The 20946-nt window shown below is 64.0% G+C and carries 15 protein-coding genes and 1 pseudogene; 11 read left to right on the top strand and 5 right to left on the bottom strand.

The features are described 5' to 3' along the window. Positions 1-74: 74 nt before the first annotated feature. On the top strand, positions 75-1529 hold the full coding sequence (locus AC1DYM_RS09940; RefSeq protein ID WP_477337818.1) for an efflux transporter outer membrane subunit: 1455 nt from the start codon (positions 75-77) through the stop codon (positions 1527-1529). Here the strand turns inward: AC1DYM_RS09940 and AC1DYM_RS09935 are convergent. Both AC1DYM_RS09935 and AC1DYM_RS09930 read right to left on the bottom strand, forming a co-directional pair. Beyond that, positions 1519-2325, bottom strand: a complete 807-nt coding sequence (locus tag AC1DYM_RS09935; protein WP_477337816.1) for a helix-turn-helix domain-containing protein — start codon at positions 2323-2325, stop codon at positions 1519-1521. The two genes, AC1DYM_RS09940 and AC1DYM_RS09935, sit on opposite strands and share 11 nt — an antisense overlap. Before the next feature lie 24 nt (positions 2326-2349). Further along, positions 2350-2946 carry a carbonic anhydrase gene (locus AC1DYM_RS09930; RefSeq protein ID WP_477337814.1) on the bottom strand — a complete coding sequence of 199 codons (597 nt, stop codon included), beginning with the start codon at positions 2944-2946 and terminating at the stop codon, positions 2350-2352. Positions 2947-3128: 182 nt separating this feature from the next. Between AC1DYM_RS09930 and AC1DYM_RS09925 the strand changes: the two genes are divergently transcribed. Together AC1DYM_RS09925 and AC1DYM_RS09920 are read left to right on the top strand one after the other, a co-directional pair. Further along, complete coding sequence (locus tag AC1DYM_RS09925; protein ID WP_477337812.1) at positions 3129-3956, top strand: alpha/beta fold hydrolase; 828 nt, start codon at positions 3129-3131, stop codon at positions 3954-3956. 227 nt (positions 3957-4183) lie between these two features. After that, on the top strand, positions 4184-4465 hold the full coding sequence (locus AC1DYM_RS09920) for a hypothetical protein (RefSeq protein WP_477337810.1): 282 nt from the start codon (positions 4184-4186) through the stop codon (positions 4463-4465). Between the two features lie 53 nt (positions 4466-4518). Here AC1DYM_RS09920 and AC1DYM_RS09915 read toward each other — a convergent pair whose 3' ends face one another. After that, on the bottom strand, positions 4519-6147 hold the full coding sequence (locus AC1DYM_RS09915; protein WP_477337808.1) for a glycoside hydrolase family 71/99 protein: 1629 nt from the start codon (positions 6145-6147) through the stop codon (positions 4519-4521). Between the two features lie 317 nt (positions 6148-6464). On the opposite strand from AC1DYM_RS09915, the gene tal reads away from it, so the two are divergent. The 7 genes from tal to AC1DYM_RS09880 all read left to right on the top strand — a co-directional run bounded on the left by tal (position 6465) and on the right by AC1DYM_RS09880 (position 18089). After that, positions 6465-7535 carry a transaldolase gene (tal, locus tag AC1DYM_RS09910; RefSeq protein WP_477337806.1) on the top strand — a complete coding sequence of 357 codons (1071 nt, stop codon included), beginning with the start codon at positions 6465-6467 and terminating at the stop codon, positions 7533-7535. Positions 7536-7753: 218 nt separating this feature from the next. Beyond that, positions 7754-8137, top strand: a complete 384-nt coding sequence (locus tag AC1DYM_RS09905) for a GNAT family N-acetyltransferase (protein ID WP_477337804.1) — start codon at positions 7754-7756, stop codon at positions 8135-8137. A 126-nt stretch (positions 8138-8263) separates the two neighbouring features. Continuing rightward, on the top strand, positions 8264-11692 hold the full coding sequence (locus AC1DYM_RS09900; protein WP_477337802.1) for a response regulator: 3429 nt from the start codon (positions 8264-8266) through the stop codon (positions 11690-11692). Beyond that, positions 11677-12534 carry a CheR family methyltransferase gene (locus tag AC1DYM_RS09895; RefSeq protein WP_477337800.1) on the top strand — a complete coding sequence of 286 codons (858 nt, stop codon included), beginning with the start codon at positions 11677-11679 and terminating at the stop codon, positions 12532-12534. The genes AC1DYM_RS09900 and AC1DYM_RS09895 overlap by 16 nt, the downstream gene beginning before the upstream one ends. Before the next feature lies 1 nt (position 12535). Then, complete coding sequence (locus AC1DYM_RS09890; protein WP_477337798.1) at positions 12536-14137, top strand: response regulator; 1602 nt, start codon at positions 12536-12538, stop codon at positions 14135-14137. A 132-nt stretch (positions 14138-14269) separates the two neighbouring features. Beyond that, on the top strand, positions 14270-15379 hold the full coding sequence (locus AC1DYM_RS09885; protein ID WP_477337796.1) for an acyltransferase family protein: 1110 nt from the start codon (positions 14270-14272) through the stop codon (positions 15377-15379). Between the two features lie 295 nt (positions 15380-15674). Continuing rightward, positions 15675-18089: a TonB-dependent receptor gene (locus AC1DYM_RS09880; RefSeq protein ID WP_477337794.1), complete on the top strand. Its 2415-nt coding sequence runs from the start codon at positions 15675-15677 to the stop codon at positions 18087-18089. On the opposite strand, the gene AC1DYM_RS09875 is transcribed toward AC1DYM_RS09880, so the two are convergent. Together AC1DYM_RS09875 and AC1DYM_RS09870 are read right to left on the bottom strand one after the other, a co-directional pair. Beyond that, positions 18073-19104, bottom strand: coding sequence for an LLM class flavin-dependent oxidoreductase (locus tag AC1DYM_RS09875; RefSeq protein WP_477337792.1), 1032 nt, complete (start codon positions 19102-19104; stop codon positions 18073-18075). The two genes, AC1DYM_RS09880 and AC1DYM_RS09875, sit on opposite strands and share 17 nt — an antisense overlap. After that, a complete protein-coding gene (locus AC1DYM_RS09870) occupies positions 19101-20033 on the bottom strand; it encodes an ATP-grasp domain-containing protein (protein ID WP_477337790.1) in 933 nt (310 codons plus the stop codon). Before AC1DYM_RS09870 ends, AC1DYM_RS09875 begins: the two co-directional genes overlap by 4 nt. A gap of 214 nt (positions 20034-20247) precedes the next feature. Here AC1DYM_RS09870 and AC1DYM_RS09865 point away from each other — a divergent pair. Continuing rightward, positions 20248-20946: pseudogene (locus AC1DYM_RS09865) on the top strand (serine hydrolase domain-containing protein); the annotation flags it as partial.

Below are 20946 nucleotides of genomic sequence, written 5' to 3'. Positions count from 1 at the left end.
TATACAGGACGGGCTTTTACTTGACAACCAGTGACCATATCGTAATCTGGTCACTCAGTTTCCCAGGATTCACCATGAAGCCCCTCCTGTTCGCGCTGGCGTCGACCCTGGCCGTTTCGGCCTGTGCGGTCGGTCCCGATTATGTCCGCCCCGACGTCCATGCGCCGGCCGCCTTCCACGCCGCAGCGCCCGCCCCGGGCGGATCGTCCGCGCCGGTCGCCCACCTCGAGCGCTGGTGGGATGCATTCCAGGATCCGACGCTCTCGCGCCTCATCGCGGTCGCCGTCAGCCAGAACCTCAGCCTCGCGCAGGCAAGGGCACGGGTGCAGCTGTCACGCGCCAGCCTCGGTGAAGCGACCGCGGAACTGCTGCCGTCAGCCTCCGTCGCCGCCTCAGCGGCGCGCGCGAAGCAATCGACCGAGACCCCGCTGGGTCGCGTGCTCGCTGCACAGCCAGGCTTCGATCGTTTTGGTAACGCGTACGAAGGCGACCTGGTGGCTGGCTGGGAGCTGGATCTCTTCGGTGGCCTCCGGCGTGGACGCGAAGGCGCGGTGGACGATGTCGAAGCGGCGCAAGCCGGCTATGCCGCCGCCACGCTCGAGGTGCAGGCCCAGGTGGCCGACGATTACCTCGCCATTCGTGGACTGCAACAGCGACTCGCTGTAGCCCGTGAGCAGGTCGACACACAGACGCGGCTGACCCACACGATTCGCCTGCAGTTCGAGGCCGGCATCGCGCCGGCGCTTCAGTTTCACCAGGCCGAGGGGGCGCTGTCGCAAGTCGAAGCGACGGTACCGGCACTCGAGTCCGCGTTGGCCAGTGCGATGAACGCGCTCGACGTCATGCTTGCGCGACAACCCGGTGAGTCCCAGGTCGAGCTCGCCGCGATCGGTCTGATTCCGCAGGCGCCGTTGCTGGCCGACGCCGGCGGACCGGCCGACCTGCTGCGTCGACGTCCCGACCTGATCGCCGCCGAGCGGCAACTGGCGGCATCGAACGCGCGCATCGGCCAGGCGATCGCCGAGTACTACCCGAAGTTCTCTCTTTCGGCGCTGATCGGCACGGCGACGACGACGGCGGGCCAGCAGTTCTCCGGTCCGGCCAGTCAGGCGCAGGGGGTTCTCGGTCTGCGCTGGCGTCTCTTCGATTTCGGCCGCGTCGATGCGGAAATCAAGGCGGCCAAGGCGCGCGATGCGGAGGCGCTGGCGACGTACCGACTGGCCGTGCTGCGCGCATCGGAGGACGTCGAAGACGCCCTCGTTGCTTTGGATAAACGACAGAAGGAGACGGCCATCCTGGCCGGTGGCGAAGTCTCGCTGCAGCAAGCCGAGGTCGCGTCGGAGGCTGCGTACAAGGGCGGCGCGGTGAGCCTGATCGAAGTGCTCGATGCGAACTCGCGCCTGCTGGCTACCCGCGATGCGAAGGTGCAGGCACAGGCGGGCTCGGCGCGGGCCGCGGTAGCCGCCTTCCGGGCATTGGGCGGCGGCTGGGAACCGCAGAACGGTATCGCGTCGGTGGTTAGTCCTTGAGATGCCGGTGCCAGGCCTTCGTAGCCTCGTCGACCGGTACCAGGCATTCGACGCGCAGTTCCTGCGGCCCCGGGCTGCGCGGCGTGCCGACGGTGGTGACCAGGGAAAAATAGCTCAGGCGATGGTCGTCGTCGGTAAGCGTCAGTGGAATGACCGGCAGGTCGCCTGCCGGGTCGTCGATGGCGCTGGCGTCGATGTCGGGGTACGCATGCAAAGAAGCGACGAGTTCCCGTGTGGCGTCGTCGATCACGCCACCCACCGACTCGCGACGCACCCGCTGGAGCAGGGCGGCGGAGATGTCGTCCCAGTCCGCGACGAACGGTCGCAATCCCTCGGGATCGAAGATCAGTCGAAGCATGTTGCGCGGACGCGCCCAGCGATCGAGGTCGATGAAAGAACCGAGCATGCGCCTGGTCGCCTCATTGGCCATCACGACGTTCCAGTACCGGTCCATTACCAGGGCGGGGAAGGGCTCGTGGTGGGCGAGCATGCCTTCCAGTGCATGGCGGACGATGGCGAACGAGGCGGCATCCCACGACTCTTCCGCGTAGATCGGCGCGTAGCCGGCGGCCAGCAGCAACTGGTTACGTTCCCGAAACGGCATGTCCAGCCCGTCCGCCACGACCATCAGCATCTGCCGCGTCGGTGCACTGCGCCCGCTTTCGATGAAGCTGAGGTGGCGTTGCGAGACGCCGGTTTCGAGGGAAAGCTCGAGCTGGCTGAGGCCGCGCATGCCACGCCACGCCTTCAGGATGCGTCCGAGCTCGCCTGCGGAAGCGTCGGCGTGCGTGGTCATGTCGCGGTCCTCGCCATGGTGGGGTTACTCGCCCTTGTTCCGTATCACCTCGGTGAGCTCACCGGTGTCCGTGTTGTAGAACAGGCCAAGGATCTCGGCATGCCGGGGCACGCCCGGGCTGGCACGGAGCAGGTCGGTATCGTACTTCAGCGACGCCTCGTAGTCGGTGATGCTGATGCTGCCGCGGTCGTAGACGCGCGAAAGATCGGCGCCGTGCTCATGGCGAAAGGCCGTGATCATGCCGTCGGTCGAGTACGAGGTGGCGCCACAGTTCGAGTGATGCACGACGACGACGGTTTCGATCCCGAAGAGGAACTCGCCGACCGTGACCGAACGCAGCGCATCCACGGCACGCCCGGCGGCGACGGACACGGTGCCCATGGTCGTCGTGGAGCCGACGCGTTGGCCGGCCTGGTTTACGACGACTTCCCCCGGATAGACCTGGTCGCCGAGAAACTGGGCCACGGCGCCTGGAATCTCGCGGACACGCGGGTCGTAACAGTAAATGACGATGCTCTTCAGTGGCACGGCATGCGAGAACGCTTCGCGCATCGCTGGCTCGTCGAAGCCGGGTTGGGCACTGAAAACGAACTCGCTGAACCTGGCGGGTGCGGCGTTCATCGGCGTGGTCTCGTGTAGGAAGGTGATCGAAGTATTCGATCCTGGCCGATGTGCGGCAATTACGTTCGAGGTAATAAGCTTGGCTTTGGCGTCCGTGCAAAAAGACGTTTGTTCAATAAAAGCACGGCCTATTCCACAAACATTTCATGTATTTCCACCACCCCACGATTCAGGAGCGTTGTATGGACGGCACGATTACTACGAAAGACGGCGTATCCATCTATTACAAGGATTGGGGCACGGGCCAGCCGATCGTCTTCAGCCACGGTTGGCCCCTGTCGGCCGACGACTGGGACACCCAGATGCTGTTTTTCCTGGAGCAGGGCTTCCGCGTGATCGCCCATGATCGCCGCGGCCACGGTCGCTCGAGCCAGACCGAAGACGGCAACGACATGGATCATTACGCCGCGGATCTCGCGGCGCTCACCGAACACCTGGACCTGCGCGACGCCGTGCATGTCGGGCATTCGACCGGTGGCGGTGAAGTGGCGCGCTACGTCGCCCAGTACGGCCAGCAGCGTACGGCGAAGATCGCCTTGCTCAGTGCGGTACCGCCGATCATGGTGAAGACGGCCGCCAATCCCGACGGCCTGCCCATCGAGGTGTTCGATGGCCTGCGCGCCGCCCTGGCAGCCAATCGCTCGCAGTTCTATTTCGACGTAGCCTCCGGTCCCTTCTATGGCTACAACCGTCCCGGCGCGAAGCCGTCGCAGGGCATCATCACCAACTGGTGGCGCCAGGGCATGATGGGCGGCACCAAGGCCCATTACGACTGCATCAAGGCGTTCTCGGAAACCGACTTCAACGACGACCTGAAGAAGATCGAGCAGCCGGCGCTCGTCCTTCATGGCGACGACGACCAGATCGTTCCGTACAAGGATGCCGGTGTGCTGTCCGCCAAGGTACTGAAGAACGCCACGCTGAAGATCTACGAGGGCTTCCCGCACGGCATGCCGACCACGCATGCGGACACGATCAACGCGGATTTGCTTGCGTTTATCAAGGCCTGATTCGTAGCGTCTCACGCAAGTCGCAAGTAATCGCCGGCTATAAATTGACGCACGCAGTCAATGGACTGACACCCGAGGCCGTTGCAGCAATGCAACGGCCTCGTTCGTTATAGCGAACCGTTGAATCCCCCGCGAAATGTAGGAGCCGATTCATCGGCGATGCTTTTGGCGGACACTTGGCACGCCCATTGCTGACACAAAAGACCACCACAGCAAGGAAACCGCAAATGACTACGATTGGTTCGACCACCAGCGTCAATCCCATGCCGCAAATGCACGTTCGCGGCGGCCACGGTGGCCATGGCGGCGGCAAGGGTCTGCTCAACACGGACACCGATACGACGACGGACTCGCCGTTCACCGATAGCCTGACCTCGGCGAGTGCAACCGATCCGCTGACGGGTGCGCCGACGTCAACCACGACGGCGGCATCGAGCACGGCTTCGACGGCCACGACGCTTGCTTCGACCGTGGCTTCGCAGTTGCAGAATCTGTTGGGTATTGCCTGAAAGAGTGAGCGTCGCCCGGATTACCGGGCGGCGTTCTGGGGGAGAGCGATGGATCAGGGGGCGGCTTGCCAGATGGGTTTGCCGCCGTCGACGATCCACGTGGTGCCATCGTTGCGCAGATACAGGTACGCGCCCGGGTGTCCCGCCGAGCCACTAGCCCAACGCGGCTGACCGTTCTGGTCGTATTCGACCAGGTTGCCGTCGCCCTGCATGATCGTCGTCTTGATCGGCTGGCTTCCCGTGCCACTGGAATAGAGTCGCATGCCGTCACGGTAGACGGTGAGGTCGCCATTCGTGTCCTGTGCCAGGCTGATGTGGCCATCGCACGAGGTCAGTGGATGCGCGGGGGCGAGGATCTCATTCGGATGAAGCACGCCACACTCCGGCACGACATCGAACGGACCCGGGTCGGTCGGCATCGTGGCGGTCACCGGACTGACGCCGTGGAACATGGCGGCGATCTCGTGCGTCACGCGCAGGTTCCAGTCCGTCGGTAGCTTGTATCCGTCGACGTCGAGCGTGAGCCACGGGTACTGCGACGGAGCCTGCGAGGCATTCGAGGCGACCTTGAGCAGCGAGGTGCCTTCGCCGAGTTCGTCGAACATGGCGATCTTGACCGTGCGGACGCCCGCACTGCGATCCCGGTACGCCTGGTCCCAGAAGAACTTGCCACCGAGACTCTTTGCGCCTTCCGATGGCAGGTTGCCGTTGGTCTGGTCGCGACTGGACGACGCCGGAAGAATCGTCGGCATGTAGATCTGCCCGTTCGCGGCAGTCGCCGCCAGGTGCACGCGCGTCCGGTTGGTTTCGTACCAGTCGAGGTCGCTGTCCTGATACACGCCGACGTTCCACGGCTGGATAATGTCGAACTTCTTGACGACTTCCGCGTAAGCCGGCTGTTCCAGATACGTGTTGCTCACGCCACCCATCACGGTCGCATGGGCTACGTTGTGGAACCAGTCGATCACCCGTGACGCCAGCGCCGGCTTCATCTGCCAGGTCGTCTCGCTGCCGCCCTGGTCGATGCCCCAGAGGGAGACGACGGGCCGGCCGCCCTGTTGCTGGTACATCGCGCTCTGGGTGACGTGGAGGTCGTTGACCAGGTGCAACCAGTCGCTCGTCAGCTTGTTGAAGATGGCGTCTTCATCGGCCTGGGTACTGGTGTTCTCGAACTGACCGCTGACGTCGTACTCGATGAAGAACGAGCGGCCATTATCGCCCGCGGCCTGCATGGCGTTGCGCAGCACGATGTCGTTTTCCTGGTAAAGCATGTCGAGCGAGCCGAGGAAGCGCTGGAGGATCGCACCGTCCACGCCGTATTCGCGCATCCAGCGGAAGTGTGTCTGCGCGGTGCCTACGTTCAACGACGAGAAGAAGTTCGCTTGCTTGCCACCGATCGTGAGTCCAGGGGCAGGGCATAGGGCTTCGGCGGGATATTCGTCGGTGATGGGGAAGGTCGGGATCGAGCTGTTCGTGGCCGTGGGGTCGATCTGCGAGATATAGGTCCAGTGGAACCAGTTGCTTTCGGGGCTTGGTGCACCCGGACAGTGGAACCATCCCTGATAAGCCGCGAACACCTTGTCGAGCACGGTCGACGTGTCAGTGACGTCGGCCGCCGATGCCATCACTGGCTGGAAGCACGCGAGCGCGATCATCGCGGCGAGAGTTTTTCTGAATGACATGGGTGTCCGATGGGTGGCGGGGTGATGCATCGTGGCTCGCCTGCCCAGGTTCGAACGTGTCTGGATTCACGCTTTCGGTAAGAGATTACGTCCAGCATGTCCTAACAGTCATGACGTCATGTCCCGGGCCAGTCGCCGGCACTCGCGCATTGCCGCGTACCGGTCCAGCCGTCACCCGCGAAGTAACGACAGGCCCGGCGGCGTCAGGACACAGGTTTCTTCAAGACGCCGCGCACGGCATGGGCTAGCGTTCGATGGCTTTCAGTCCGGCGCCTGGCCATGTGCGCCGTCGTTCGTCACCTGGATCGGGACAGCCCATGAACGCGACCGCGAAACTCCAGCACATCGGCCAGAGCCTCTGGCTCGACAACATCTCCCGGAACATGATCGATACGGGGCAGCTCGAGACGTATATCCGCGACTTTTCGATCACGGGGCTGACCTCGAATCCGTCGATCTTCACCAAGGCGATCACGGGCGGAACCGATTACGACGCCCAGATCGCTACCGAGCGCGCGACGGGCGCGACGCCCGAAGAGATCGTGTTCCGTCTCATGGTCAAGGATCTTCAGCGCGCGGCGGATCTGTTCGCCCCGATCCACGCGAACACCGGCGGCAAGGACGGCTGGGTTTCGATCGAAGTGTCGCCCCATCTGCTCGACGATGCGAAGGGTTCGCTGCAGTGGGCGAACACGCTTCATGCGCAAATGAACCGCCCGAACGCCTTCGTCAAGATCCCCGGCTCGCCGCAGGGCGCCATCGCCATCGAGGAAGCCATCTTCCAGGGCATCGCGATCAACGTGACGCTGTTGTTCTCCCGCGATCAGTACCTGGCCGTCGCTGAGGCGTACATGCGTGGGATCGAGCGGCGCATTCTTGCGGGGCTCGATCCGAAAGTCCGCTCGGTGGCGTCGGTGTTCGTCAGCCGCTGGGATGCCGCCGCGGCGAAGCAGGGTCGGGCCGACCTGCGTAACAAGCTCGGCCTCGCTGTCGCCGCCGACGTATGGGATGGCTACCAGGGCGTGCTCGCTTCCGAACGCTGGAAGACGCTGGCGTCCGCAGGGGCGATGCCCCAGACCCTGCTCTGGGCCAGCACCGGCGTAAAGGATCCCGAAGCCGACGACACGCTGTACATTACCGCGCTCGCCGCGCCCGACACGATCGACACCATGCCCGATGCGACGCTGCGTGCGTTTGCCGACCACGGCCAGGTGCCCGACAAAGTAGGTCTCGATCGCGATGCCGGTGCCGCCGTCCAGCAAGCCGCCACCGAGGGCGGCCTCGACGTGGCTGCCCTGGCCAGGCAACTGCAGGTCGAGGGTGGCGCCGCCTTCGTCACCGCATGGGACGAGCTGATCAAACGCGTAGAGGGCAAGGTCACCGCCTGAACGCGCGCCTGGCCTTGCGGGGGCACGGTAGGAGCCGATTCATCGGCGATCCCGCGGCAGCGGGGTAAGATCGCCACGATCGTTCATCGCGACGAATCGATGGCTGCGAGCGGGGATCCCCAATGCTTAGATTTCAACGAGCGCTCGCCTCAGAAGCGCCGCTTCTCACGAACCTGGCGCTCGCCTCCAAATCGCACTGGCCTTATTCGGACGCCCAGTTGGAGCGCTGGGCACCGACCCTCGCGGTCACGCCGTCGGAGATGACGAGCTGCCCCACGATCACGGCACGGTCGGGTGACACGCTGGTCGGGTTCTATCAGCTAAGGGCTGCGTCCGAGGAAACGCTGCGGCTGGAGCACTTCTGGCTCCTGCCAGCGTTCATCGGGCGAGGGTATGGGCGAGCCATGCTGGTGAACGCCGCCGAAAAAGCCCGGAAATTCGGCGCCGGGCGTCTCACGATCGAGGCCGATCCCCATGCCGAACCGTTCTACCTGGCGTGTGGCGCGGTTCGGGTCGGCGACGTTCCGGCGCCGATCGAAGGCGCCGACGACCGGGTGCTTCCCGTCCTCGAATTGCCTTTGCCATTGCCCGAGCAGCCGTGAAACCGAGGTGAATTAAGGCGCCGAAGAGGCGGATTTCGCAGGGTTTTTTGCTGTGGCGGGAGCCGGTGGACAACCGCGGCTTGATGATATATTTACCCGCTACGACAGCTAACAAGTCTGGTCACCATGAGCTCACCCGTACCCCGTGCGTCGCGCTCACGCGCGATGGATCAGCGCACGTCCATCGCGCTGGCCGCCGTCATCGTTTTTTTCGTGGTCAGCGGCGCGCTTGCGTATCTGAACATCCGGACCATCCGGGATGGCAATCAAAAGGTCATCCAGTCGCAGCAGACGGTCACCGCGCTCAGCGAGATCCTCTCCGCCGCACAAGACGCGGAAACCGGACAGCGCGGTTTCCTGCTGACCGGGAACGAGCGCTATCTCGAGCCCTATCGGGCCGCGCTGGCGAGCATCCCTGCGCGCCTGGAGTCCATCCACGCCACGACGCAGGACAACGTCGGCCAGCAGGTGCGGCTCAAGGAGCTCACCGTTCGCCTCGACGACAAGCTTGCCGAGCTCAAGGACACGATCGAGGTGCGGCGTGCCCGTGGGCTCGATGCCGCGCTGGTCCTGGTCAACAGCGATCGCGGCAAGGCGGCCATGGACGCCGTGCGCAACCAGCTGGCCAGCATGCAGGCCGAGGAGTCGTCACTGCGGGACAAGCGCGTCGTGGAGATGACCGCCGCCTATGGCAACGCCCTGACCAGCGGTCTGCTCAGCGGTCTCCTCGGCGTGGCCTTGACTGTCTTCGTGGCGGTGATGATCCGCAATGCGTCGCGTGCGCGTCAGCGGGCGACATGGTTGCAAGCCGGACAGCTCGAGCTGGCGGCCGTCATGGCCGGCGATCAGGAAACGGAGGCCCTTGGTGCGAACATCCTGGCGTTCCTCGGGCGTTTCGTCGACGCGCAAGCGGGGGCGCTGTTCGTCAATTCGGAGAGTTTCTACGAGCGCATCGGGGTCTACGGTCTTGCCTCCGGTCACGAGGTCGTCTCGCGTTTCCTGCCGGGGGAAGGGCTCCTCGGGCAGACCGTCGCGGAACGCAGGACCTTCGTCATCGACGACGTGCCGGACGGTTACCTCGCGATCGGTTCCGCACTGGGCCAGGACAAGCCACGCCACCTGGTCCTGTTGCCGACCGTCGTCGATGGCGACGTCAACGGCGTGCTCGAGCTCGGCTTCTTCAGTGCGGTCGACGAAGACGTCGTGACGCTTCTCGAGCAGGCGTCGGCGGCGATCGGCGTCGCGCTCCGCTCGGCGACCTACCGCGCCGACCTCAGCCGGCTGCTGGAAGAAACCCGTCGGCAGTCCGACTCGTTGCAGATGCAGGGCGAAGAGCTCCGCGTTTCCAACGAAGAGCTGGAGGAGCAGAGCCGCGCACTCAAGCAGTCCCAGCACGAGCTCGAGCAACAGCAGGCGGAGCTTGAGCAGACCAACGCCCATCTCGAAGAGCAGGCCAACCAGCTCGAATCGCAGCGCGACGATCTGGCCCGCGCGAACGAAGTCATCGAGAACAAGGCGAAGGAGGTGCTGCGCGCAAGCCGCTATAAGTCGGACTTCCTCGCCAACATGTCGCACGAGCTGCGCACGCCGCTGAATTCGGCGCTGATCCTTTCCAAGCTCCTCGCTGACAATCCGCGTGGCAACCTGACCGAGGAGCAGATCAAGTTCGCCAATACGATCCACTCGTCCGGCAACGATCTGCTCACCTTGATCAACGATATTCTCGATCTGTCCAAGATCGAGGCCGGTCATATCGAGATCCACGCCGAGTCGCTGTCCGTCGAGCGGTTGATCAAGGGCCTGGTTCCGCAGTTCCAGCCGGTGGCCGAGCAGAAGGGCCTCATCTTCGAGGTGTCGACGTCGCCGGATTGCCCGCCGATCGTCGAGACCGATCGTCAGCGCCTGGAGCAGGTGCTCAAGAACCTCCTGTCCAACGCCTTCAAGTTCACCGAGCAGGGCAGCGTGCAGTTGCATGTGTCGTGCGATGCGCACGGCGATTTCGTCTTCGCCGTGAGTGATACCGGCATCGGCATCTCGGCCGAGCAACAGACGCGGATCTTCGATGCGTTCCAGCAGGCCGATGGCACGATCAGCCGCAAGTACGGTGGCACCGGCCTGGGCCTGTCCATTTCGCTGGAGCTGTCGCGCCTTCTCGGCGGCAGCATCGCGGTCGACAGCCAGGTGGGTAGGGGCAGCACGTTCAGCCTGACCCTGCCGCCGTTGCTGGGATCGGTTCGTGCGCCGGGCGCTGGCGGGTCGACCGCCCCGGTGGCCGTGGCGCAAACGCCATCACGCGACGATGTCACGCCCCCGATCCCGATTCCCGCACCGAAGGTACCCGACGACCGCTTCGAACCGGCCGATCACCGGCGGGCGATCCTGGTTGTCGAGGACGACGAGCGGTTTGCCCAGATCCTCCTCGAGCTGGCACGCGAGATGAATTTCCGCTGCCTGATCGCCACCAGTGCGCAGGAAGCGCTCGCCCTGGCCCGGCACCACCTGCCGCAGGCGATCGTGCTCGACGTGGGCCTGCCCGACCAGTCGGGTCTATCCGTGCTCGACATCCTCAAGCGTGACGTCCGCACCCGTCACATTCCCATTCACGTCGTCTCGGCGACGGATCACTCCCACGCCGCGATGTCGATGGGCGCGGTGGGCTACCTGCTCAAGCCGGTCAAGCGCGCGCAGCTGGCCGAGGTGCTGGGCAAGCTCGACGCCAGGCTTTCGCAAGCGGTGCGGCGCGTCCTCGTGGTGGAAGACGATGACGTCCAGCGCGATGCGATTCGCCAGCTTCTCGCGTCGGCCGATGTCGAAACCGTGGCTGCCGCGACGGCGGCGGAGTGCCTCGAACATCTCAAGAGCCAGACCTTCGACTGCATGGTGCTGGACCTCTCGCTGCCTGACGCTTCCGGGTTCACGCTGCTCGAGACGCTGAGCGGGGAGGGGATTCATGCCTTCCCGCCGGTCATCGTCTACACCGGACGGGACCTCACGGGCGACGAAGAGGCGCGCCTGCGCATCTATTCCCGCTCGATCATCATCAAGGGCGCGAAGTCACCGGAACGCCTGCTGGACGAAGTTTCTCTGTTCCTCCACCAGGTGGTAACCGAGCTGCCGGCGGAACACCAGAAAATGATCCAGGAAGCGCAGCACCGCGACGCCTTGCTCGAAGGTCGGCGCATCCTGGTGGTCGAGGACGACGTGCGTAACGTATACGCGCTGATCAATATCCTGGAGCCGCGTGGCTGTGTGCTCACTGTCGCACGCAACGGACAGGAAGCGATCGACGCGCTGAACAAGGCCAGCGACGGCGCGGGACAGGGTATCGACCTCGTGCTGATGGATGTGATGATGCCGGTCATGGACGGCCTGACTGCCACGCGGGCGATCCGCAACGATCCTCGCTGGAAGAAGATGCCCATCATCGCGCTCACCGCCAAGGCCATGCCGGACGATCAGGAAAACTGCCTGAAAGCCGGCGCGAGCGATTACATGGCCAAGCCGCTGGATGTCGACAAACTGCTTTCGCTGGTGCGCGTATGGCTCGCGCAGTGACGACGATGGAAGACAGCGCGGCCGATCGTCTCGAGGCGATCGAGATCGAACTGATCCTGGAGGCGCTGTTCCAGCGCTTCCACTACGACTTCCGCGGCTATTCGCGGGCGTCGGTCACCCGGCGTCTGCGGCAGCTGCGCGACAAGCTCGGCTATCGCACGCTGTCGGCCATGCTGGAAGCGCTCCTGCATGATCCGTCCATTGGCCCCCAGGTCGTGAGCTACCTGACCGTCCAGGTCAGCGAGATGTTTCGCGACCCGTCCTATTTCCGCGCCTTGCGCGAGCATGTCGTGCCGCACCTGCACACGTATCCGTCGCTGAAGGTGTGGGTCGCGGGTTGTAGCAGCGGCGAGGAGCTCTACTCGCTGGCGATTCTGTTTCGTGAGGAAGGTCTGGAGCAGCGGACCATGTTCTACGCGACGGATATCAACGCCGGCGCACTCGAGGCGGCCTCGGCAGGGGTGTACAGCCTGGACCGCATCCGGGGCTTCACCGAGAACCATCAGCAGTCCGGTGGCCGGTCCTCGCTCTCGGATTACTACACGGCGGCCTACGGCAAGGCCTCGTTCGACCGTTCGCTGCGGGAGCGTGTGGTGTTCGCCGACCACAGCCTGGTGACCGATGCGGTGTTCGGCGAGATGCACCTGATTTCCTGCCGCAACGTGCTTATCTATTTCGACAACTCGCTGCAGGACCGCACCATCGGGCTTTTCAGCGATTCGCTCATACGCAAGGGATTCCTCGGCCTCGGCTCGAAGGAAAGCCTGCGCTTCTCCGCCCATGCCGATGCGTTCCAGGACTTTGTCCTCGAGGAACGGATCTACCAGAAGCAGGACCATTGACGTGGTTTCTCCCACCATCGGTAAGGACGCGGCCACCATGAGCCCGGTTCATTTTCTTCTCGTGGACGACCTCGAGGACAACCTCGTCGCGCTCGAGGCGTTGCTGCGTCGCGACGACCTGGTCTTGCTCAAGGCACGTTCGGGAGAAGAAGCCCTCGAGCTCCTGCTCGTGCACGACGTGGCATTGGGACTACTCGATGTGCAAATGCCCGGCATGGACGGCTTCGAGCTGGCCGAACTCATGCGCGGCAACGAGCGCACGCGCAACGTGCCGATCATCTTCCTGACAGCGAGCAATACCGATAATCACCGGACGTTCCGGGGCTACGAGGCCGGCGCAGTCGACTTCATCCAGAAGCCGGTCGAGTGGGACATCCTGCGCAGCAAGACGAAGGTGTTCTTCGACCTGCATCGGCAGAAGCAGCAGATCGCCGCGCAGCGCGACGAACTCGAAGCCTACGCCGAGACGCTCACCCGGTCCGATCGCTACAAGGATCAGTTCCTGGCCATTCTCGCCCATGAACTGCGCAACCCGCTGACGCCGTTGCGCATGGGCCTGGACGTGCTCAGGGGCCAGCCGACACCCGAGCGAGCGACGCAGATACACGGCGTCATGGACCGTCAGCTGGTCCATCTGGTGCGCCTGGTGGACGACCTGCTCGATGTGTCGCGAGTCAGCCAGGGCAAGATCGTGCTCAAGCGCGAGAAGGTCGAGGTTGCCGAGATCGTCCAGGCGGCACTCGAGGCCAGCCAGCCCTTCGTCGAAGGCGGCAATCACACGCTGCGCGTCAACGTGGCGCCTCATGCCCTATGGGTCAACGGCGACAAAACGCGCCTGACCCAGGTCGTGGGTAACCTGCTCAACAATGCAGCCAAGTACACGCCATCGGGCGGCACCCTGACCCTCAACGCGTATCGCGACGAGCAGGACGTCGTTATCGCCGTGTCGGATAACGGCATGGGCATACCGCTATCGATGCAGTCGAACATCTTCGAGCTCTTCACCCAGGTCGGCGAGCATCTGACGCGCTCCCAGGGTGGTCTCGGCATCGGCCTCGCTCTGGTCAAGCAGCTCGTGTCGATGCACGAGGGATCGATCGCCGTAAGCAGCGATGGCGAAAACCTGGGCAGCACGTTTACCGTGCGCCTTCCGCTTCTCGTCGCTCATGATGATGAGGTGTCTGCGCGCGCGGCCGGTGCCGTCGCGTCGAATGGGCAGGCGTTGCGCATCCTTGTTATCGACGACAACGCGGATATCGCCGAAACCATCGGCTGGCTGTTGAGCGACATGGGCCACATGCATCGCCTGGTGCTCGACGGACGGGCGGCCCTCGATGCCGCGCGTGAATTCCAGCCGGACGTGGTCCTGCTCGATATCGGCATGCCCAGCATCGACGGCTACGCCGTCTGCCGGGCGTTTCGTGACGACCCGGGCCTCAGGTTCCTGCCGATCATCGCGCAGACCGGCTGGGGCCAGGAAGCCGACAAGGCGGCGACCGCCCGGGCGGGCTTCGACTACCACCTGGTCAAGCCGGTGGGCTACGGCGAGCTGCAGCAGGCGCTTGCCTTCGTGACGCAGGCGGAGCGGGCGCAGGTTGGCTGAGAGGTCGACAACCTTTTAGCCCCCCAAAGGCACGCACCCCGGTAGGAGCCGGTTTACCGGCGATCCTGCGGCAGCGGGCCCGGTTATCGCGAGCACCCGATCGCCGATGAATCGGCTCCTACGAGGGCGGGTATGAAGCTTGTTTTTGCTCACCAACTTCGTGCCTTGGCGGCCTTGTCGGTCGTGGTGAATCACTACTGGGGGATCTTTTTCTCGCCTGTGGTGCGGGCGATCGTCGGCGTACCGGCGAGCTTCGTGCCAGTGCAGCCGGGATATACGCGGCACGTGCTTGCGCCGGGGGCAGGCGGCTTTCTCTACGGTGCTTTCGGCGTCGGCGTGTTCTTCCTCATCAGCGGCTTCGTCATTCCAATCAGCCTTCGGCAGCTTTCGACCGGGCAGTTCCTGATACGCCGCTTCTTCCGCATCTATCCGGTGTACTGGTTTTGCCTGCTGATCAGCCTGGCCATGTACGGCGTGAGTGCCTGGTATTGGTCGACGCCGTTGTCCGAGCGGGTGAGCGTGTCTTACGTGGCAAGCAACCTTCTGCTGCTACACAGCGCAGCCGGCATACCGTCGCTGGATTTCGTCTGCTGGTCGCTGGCGGTGGAAGTGAAGTTCTATGTCGTGTTCGCGCTGATCGTCCTGATCGGGAAGAGCGCGAAGCAGGTGGTCTGGCTTTCCGTCGGGCTGCTCACGTTGTGCTGCGTTGCCACCTACGTCACGACCCATGGCGAGTCTCCGGGGTCGTTCTTCGCGTACCTCGTATCCGACATGAAGTACATGAGCTTCATGTTCCTGGGCTGCCTCTTCTACTACGTGCTCTACGATGAGCTCGACGCACGCTCGGCGCTAGGCTACGGCGCGCTCATCTTTGGCCTGTTCGTGGCAATCGGCGCCATGCACGAAGCGCAGGTGTTCGGGCCGCTGGTAAAGAATTACACGTATGCCCTCGTTCTGTTCGCGGTGTGTTATCGGCTCAGGGACACCTTCAGGAAGAACCGGATCCTCGACTTCCTCGCGGACATCAGCTTCCCGCTTTACCTGGTGCATTCGATGATCGGGTACGTGACCATGCCGATACTGATCGACCGTGGCATCTCGTACTCCCTTGCCTGCCTCGCGTGCGTTGGCCTGGCGATTCTTGTCGCCGGTCTTGTGCATGTCTATGTCGAGTTACCCGCCAATGCCCTTGGCCGGCGGGCCTCGAGAATCGCCTCTGGGCGGGTTCCGGCAGGTATTTGACATTCGTAACTTCGTGCAGCAGCATGTGATGAGGTTCGGACATCTAAACGTCCCGTCCCCCTGGACACATCGCGAGGCAGCACCCTTTTGATCCCGCAGCAGCTCACCAACACGCATTCCACGGCCGTCGCTTCGTCGATCGCTGTGTGTTGTTGTTGCCGTACTGCCTGATCCGCCAGCGCTGAGGCGCTGAGCGCTACCGTCATCCTGGCGGTTCGCTTTCCCTGATCCCACGCCACACGCGGCTGCTCGCCGCGACGTCATGGCGTTGCCTGAAAAACGAAGGAACTTCCCCATGCGGCCTATTCAGCCCTCGCGCGTCGCCCTGTCCGTACTTATCGCGGCCGCCTTGCATGCCGGCGGTGCCCACGCCCAGGACACACCGGCGGCCAGCGCCAGCCATCCCGGCGACCCCAGCGATGCCGCCACCAAGTTGCAGACCGTCGTGGTCACCGGTACCCGCTCGGTGAATCGCAGTCAGAGCAGCTCCCTGTCGCCGATCGATGTCGTTTCCTCGCAGGATCTCCAGTCCTTCGGCGATACGCAGCTCGGCGCAGTTCTGTCGCGTGTCGCGCCCTCACTGAATTTCCCCCGCGCACCCGGCAACGACGGATCGGGCATCGTGCGCCCGGCGGCCTTGCGCGGTCTTTCGCCTGACGAGACGCTGGTCCTGGTCAATGGCAAACGGTGGCACACGGGCGCCTTGCTCAACCTGCAGGGTGCGCTCGGACGGGGTTCGGCACCGGCCGATCTCAACTCGATTCCGATCTCGGCCATCGATCACATCGAGATCCTGCGCGACGGCGCGTCGGCACAGTACGGCTCGGACGCCATCGCGGGCGTGATCAACATCGTGCTGAAGGGCGCCGCCGGAAAAGGAACCAACGAGGCGAGTGTCACGGCGGGTCGATACAGCGCCGGTGACGGCAAGCAGTGGCAGGGCGACGCGAGCCTGGGTGTTCCGCTCGGTGGTGACAAGGGCTGGGCGCGGATCAGCGTGGTTGACGGGCACGCGGATGCGACGGACCGGGGAGGGCGCGACTATCGCGATCCCACCTCGCCCGTGTATGGCCAGAAGACGCAGCGCATCGGTGAACCGGACATCACGACGCACCAGGCTTTGTTGAACGTCCAGTACGCGCTCGCATCGAACATCGATTTGTATGCCTTCGCCGATACCAGCAGCCGCGAAGGAACGTCACCGGCACTCTTCCGTACCTACAACAGCTCGCGCAACGTGCCTTCCATCTATCCGGACGGCTACCTGCCACTCAACGACGTACGCTCCATCGACAGCGCCGTCGTGGCCGGTGTGCGTGGTACGACCGAGAGTGGTTGGCGCTGGGATATCAGCGGCAACTACGGCCGCAACCGCGTCAGCATCGACCCGATCCACACGCTCAACGTCGATCTTGGCGCGGCCAGTCCCACCCGGTTCAACGCGGGCCGCCTGATCGCGACGCAGAAGGCCTTCGATGTCGATATCGCGCGAGATCTCACGCTCGGCTGGCTGGATAATCCCGTCACGCTCGCTTTCGGCGTCGAGTATCTCCACCAGGCCTACGAGATCGAGCCGGGCGATCCGGCCTCGTACTTCGGTACGGGTTCGCAGGGTTTTCCGGGATTCCAACCGGGCGATGCGGGCAAGAACACGCGGCACGACGTTGCCGAGTACCTGAGCCTGGAGAACCAGATCACCGACAAGCTTAGCGGTTCGCTGGCCCTGCGCCACGAGGATTACACCGACTTCGGCAATACGACGTCGGGCACGTTGTCCGCACGCTACGATTTCACCGACAGCTTTGCACTTCGCGGGACGGCCGCCACCGGCTTCCGCGCACCGTCCTTGCCGCAGCAGTTCTACTCGACGACGTCGACCAACGTCATCGGCGGCGTACCCACGCAGATCCGTAACTTTGCGGTGGGCAACCCGGTGGCCCAAGCGCTGGGCGCGGAACCGTTGAAGGCCGAGAAGTCGCACAACTACACGCTGGGCGCGGTGTATGCGCCGGGCGCCTGGACCCTGTCGCTGGATCTTTACCAGATCACGATCGGCGACCGGATCGTTCCTTCCGAGAATCTCGTCGGCGACCCGGTGCAGGCGTATCTGGCCAGCCAGGGCTTTGCGAATATCCAGGGCGGCAGCTACTTCACCAATGCCTTGAAGACGCGTACGCGTGGTGTGGACTTCAGCAGCGGTTATCGCCTGGACCTGGGCCCGGCCGGCACGCTGCAGTTCACGGCGGCTTACAACCGCAACCACACGTCGATCCTGTCCGTGGCGCCCAATCCGCCGTCGCTGGCCGCCAGCGGGCTGGAGCTGGTGCGCGTGGGGCACATCGCGCAGGGCTACATCACCAACGGCGCTCCCCGCGACAAGATTGCCTTAGGCACCGACTACGGGCTGGGTCACTGGAACCTCCACGGCGCGCTGACGCGATACGGCCAGTTCACCGTCAACCAGGACCCGGTGAGCAACCCGGGCTTCGATCAGGTGTTCCCGGCACGCTGGCTGCTCGACCTGTCGGCAAGCTACGCGGTCAGCGGCTGGACGTTCACGGCGGGCGCCGACAACCTGACCAATGTCTATCCGCAGAAGTACAAGGCAGGTAGCGACGGTGCCGTCGGCGGGACGTGGCCGTACCCGGACTATTCGCCGTTCGGGTACAGCGGTCGCTACCTGTATACGAGGGTCAGCTATCGCTGGTGACCTGGATCACCTGCTGCGAGAAGCGCTCCATTTCCTCCAGCTGCGGGCTCATCTGCAACAACAGCAGGTCGAGACCCGCGGCCGAGAACTCGGCGATGCGTGCACGTACCTTCTCAGGCGTACCCACCAGGCCCGGGCGAAGACCGCGATTGGATACCGAGTACTCCTTGATCTTCAGCTCGCGCTCGAGCTGAGTCCCGGACAGCCACTGTTCGAAGTTGGCAAAGCCGGGAGCCTCGGTGTCCAGTGCCGTGATGCGTTCGACTTCGGCCTGGGCTTCTTCTTCGGTGTCGCGGACGATCGCATAAGCGGCCATGCCGTACTGCATGGGTGGCAAGCCGTTGCGTTCGCGACGCGCACGCATGTCCGCGATCTTCTCGGCGATGAACTCGGGCTCGTCGCCGTGCATGACATAGGCATCGCAACGCAGGGCGATCAGCGACTTGGCGGCCTCGGATTCGCCGCCGGCGTAGATGGTCGGTCGCGGTGACGACAGCGGCTTCGGCTCGCAGATGGCGTCTTTCAGCTGGTAGCGTTCACCGGTGAAGGTGAAAGGCGTCTGCGACCACAGGCCATCGACCACCTGCAACCATTCGCTGGTGCGGGCATAACGGTCGTCGTGCTGGTCGAACTGCAGGCCGTACTGGTTGGCTTCATCGGCCCACCATGAAGACACTACGTTCAGGGCCAGTCGGCCACCGGAGATGCGATCGACGTTGGCGGCCTGCTTGGCGAAGAGCGCCGGCTGGTGAAAGTTGGGGCGAACGGCCACCATGATTTCCAGCTTCTTCGTCACCGCGGCCAGGGCGGCCGCACTCGACCAGGCATCGAGCGCCGGCTCGGTGACGCCCTTGATGTCGTTGAGGTTCAACTCGGCGATGAGCGTCAGGTCGTAGCCGATCTCTTCGGCGCGCCGACACAGGTGACTGAGGTATTCCCAGCTGGCCTCCATGTTCTCGTCGCGGATGTTGCGTAGCCATCCGCCGAAGACCGGCGCCCAGAATCCATACCTCATGCTGCTTTCCCCGTGGTGGCATCGATGGCGTGGGCCAGGTAGTCGACCAGCTTTTCGTGCGGATCCCAGCCGAGCACGTTGAGCGGATCGGCCACGAAATTGGAAAGGCCGTTGATGTCGTAAAAGCGACGTGCGCCGTCGCGGTCGTCGATCATGAACTCGATGCCGCCGATATCGAGCTTTGCCGCGCGCGCTATCGCCTCGACGGCGCGTATCGCCTCGGCATCCGGCGTGAACTCGCGCACCGTGACCGTCGGTTTGTCGATCAGGCAGACGTCGGCGGGGCACAGGTCGAACGTGCCGCCGTCCGTATTGAGGGAGATGGCATAAAGGAACTTGCCGTCCAGGGTCTCCATGCGGACCATGCGCTGGTCGCGCGCCGGCACGTATTCCTGCACCAGGGTGACGCTGTCGATACCTTTCGGCGTGGTCCCGTCGGCGACGGCTTGTGCCAGTTCTTCGAGCGTGTCGTAGCGCGACACGCCGGCCCCCGATCCGCCGATATTCACCTTGACGATGACGGGGAAACGCAGCCCCTTGGTGGCCGCAACGATATCGGCCTGCCTGTGGACGACGTGCGTGGCGGGGATGTCCAACCCGAGGGACGTGATCACCGACATCTGCCGGGCCTTGGAGGCATCGATCGCGAGGGCAGGGGTGCCGTTGATCACACGCGTTCCATTCAATTCCCAGTGCGCATAGAGCGACTGCGCGTAGAAGATGGGATGTTCGTCCTGGCGCAGGAAGGAACTCATGGCCAGCCGGCTGAAAACCAGCGGGGCGGGCGCATCCTTCTGCGCGATATCGAAGCCGTGATCCTGGAACGAGATGGGCTGGTAAGCCACGCCGCGGCGATCAAGGGCGGCGAAGAGCGGCTTGAACCATTCGGGGTGTTCGTAAACGATCGCCAGCGACGGTGCGTTCGGCATGCGTGGGTTTCGATCTGTAAGGACTTACAGAGAATTCACATGGCCCGGGTGCAAAGTCAAGTGAAGATGGAAGTCTGGACGTCTTAACGTTCGCATGATCTTCCGGTACGCATCCCCGTTCGTCCCTGCTTGGGCGCCTTTCGTCCCTTTCGCTTGGCAACGGCGGCCGGAAAAGGAGAAAGTGCTGCCTTGTTCATGGAAAGGGACGGCACGCATGGCTTCTCGCAGCATCAAGATGGCCGCTGGCATCGCGGCGCTGGTTCTCGTGGCGGCCGTCGTCGCCTTTCATGCGCTCTCGGTCGGGGACCTGTTTAGAACGGCGACCAACTCGGTCAGTCGCTCCCTCTGCGGTGCGGCCTTTATTTCCCACGTCGATCCGGATCGCCTCTTTCGTGAAGAGCAGTTGCCCAACATGCGCTCCATCGGTTGGGCATTGCGTTACCGGATTGATCGCGAGCGGCACGACGTCCGCACGACGGTCCTGGGCGGGTTCGGTGCGCGTGCGGTTTATCGGCCAGGTCTGGGCTGCGTTCTCTTGCACGGTGACGATGCGATGCCGAATCCCGGCGGCCTCGGAGACACGCGGCGCGATGCCGTCGACGGTATCCCCGATCCGTGGGGCACCCACGTGGTAGAGGCGGCCGACCCTGCCATTCGCGCGGCGCTGGATCTCGCCTTCTCCGAGCCCAATCCCCAGAGCCCGCGGCACACCAAGGGCATGGTCGTGCTCCACGATGGCAAGCTGATCGCGGAGCGCTATGCCCCCGGCTACGGTCCCGACACGCCGATCTGGGGTCACTCCCTGTCGAAGTCGGTGACCCAGGCACTGGTCGGTATTGTCGTGCGCGAAGGCAAGCTTCGCGTGGATCAGAAGGCGGGACTATCGGCCTATCCGGACGTCACCGTCGACCAG

The sequence above is a fragment of the Luteibacter sp. P1_D3 genome (assembly GCF_056406135.1).
The sequence above is the reverse complement of the archived record's forward strand: the minus strand, read 5'-3'. Positions and strand labels throughout refer to the sequence as shown.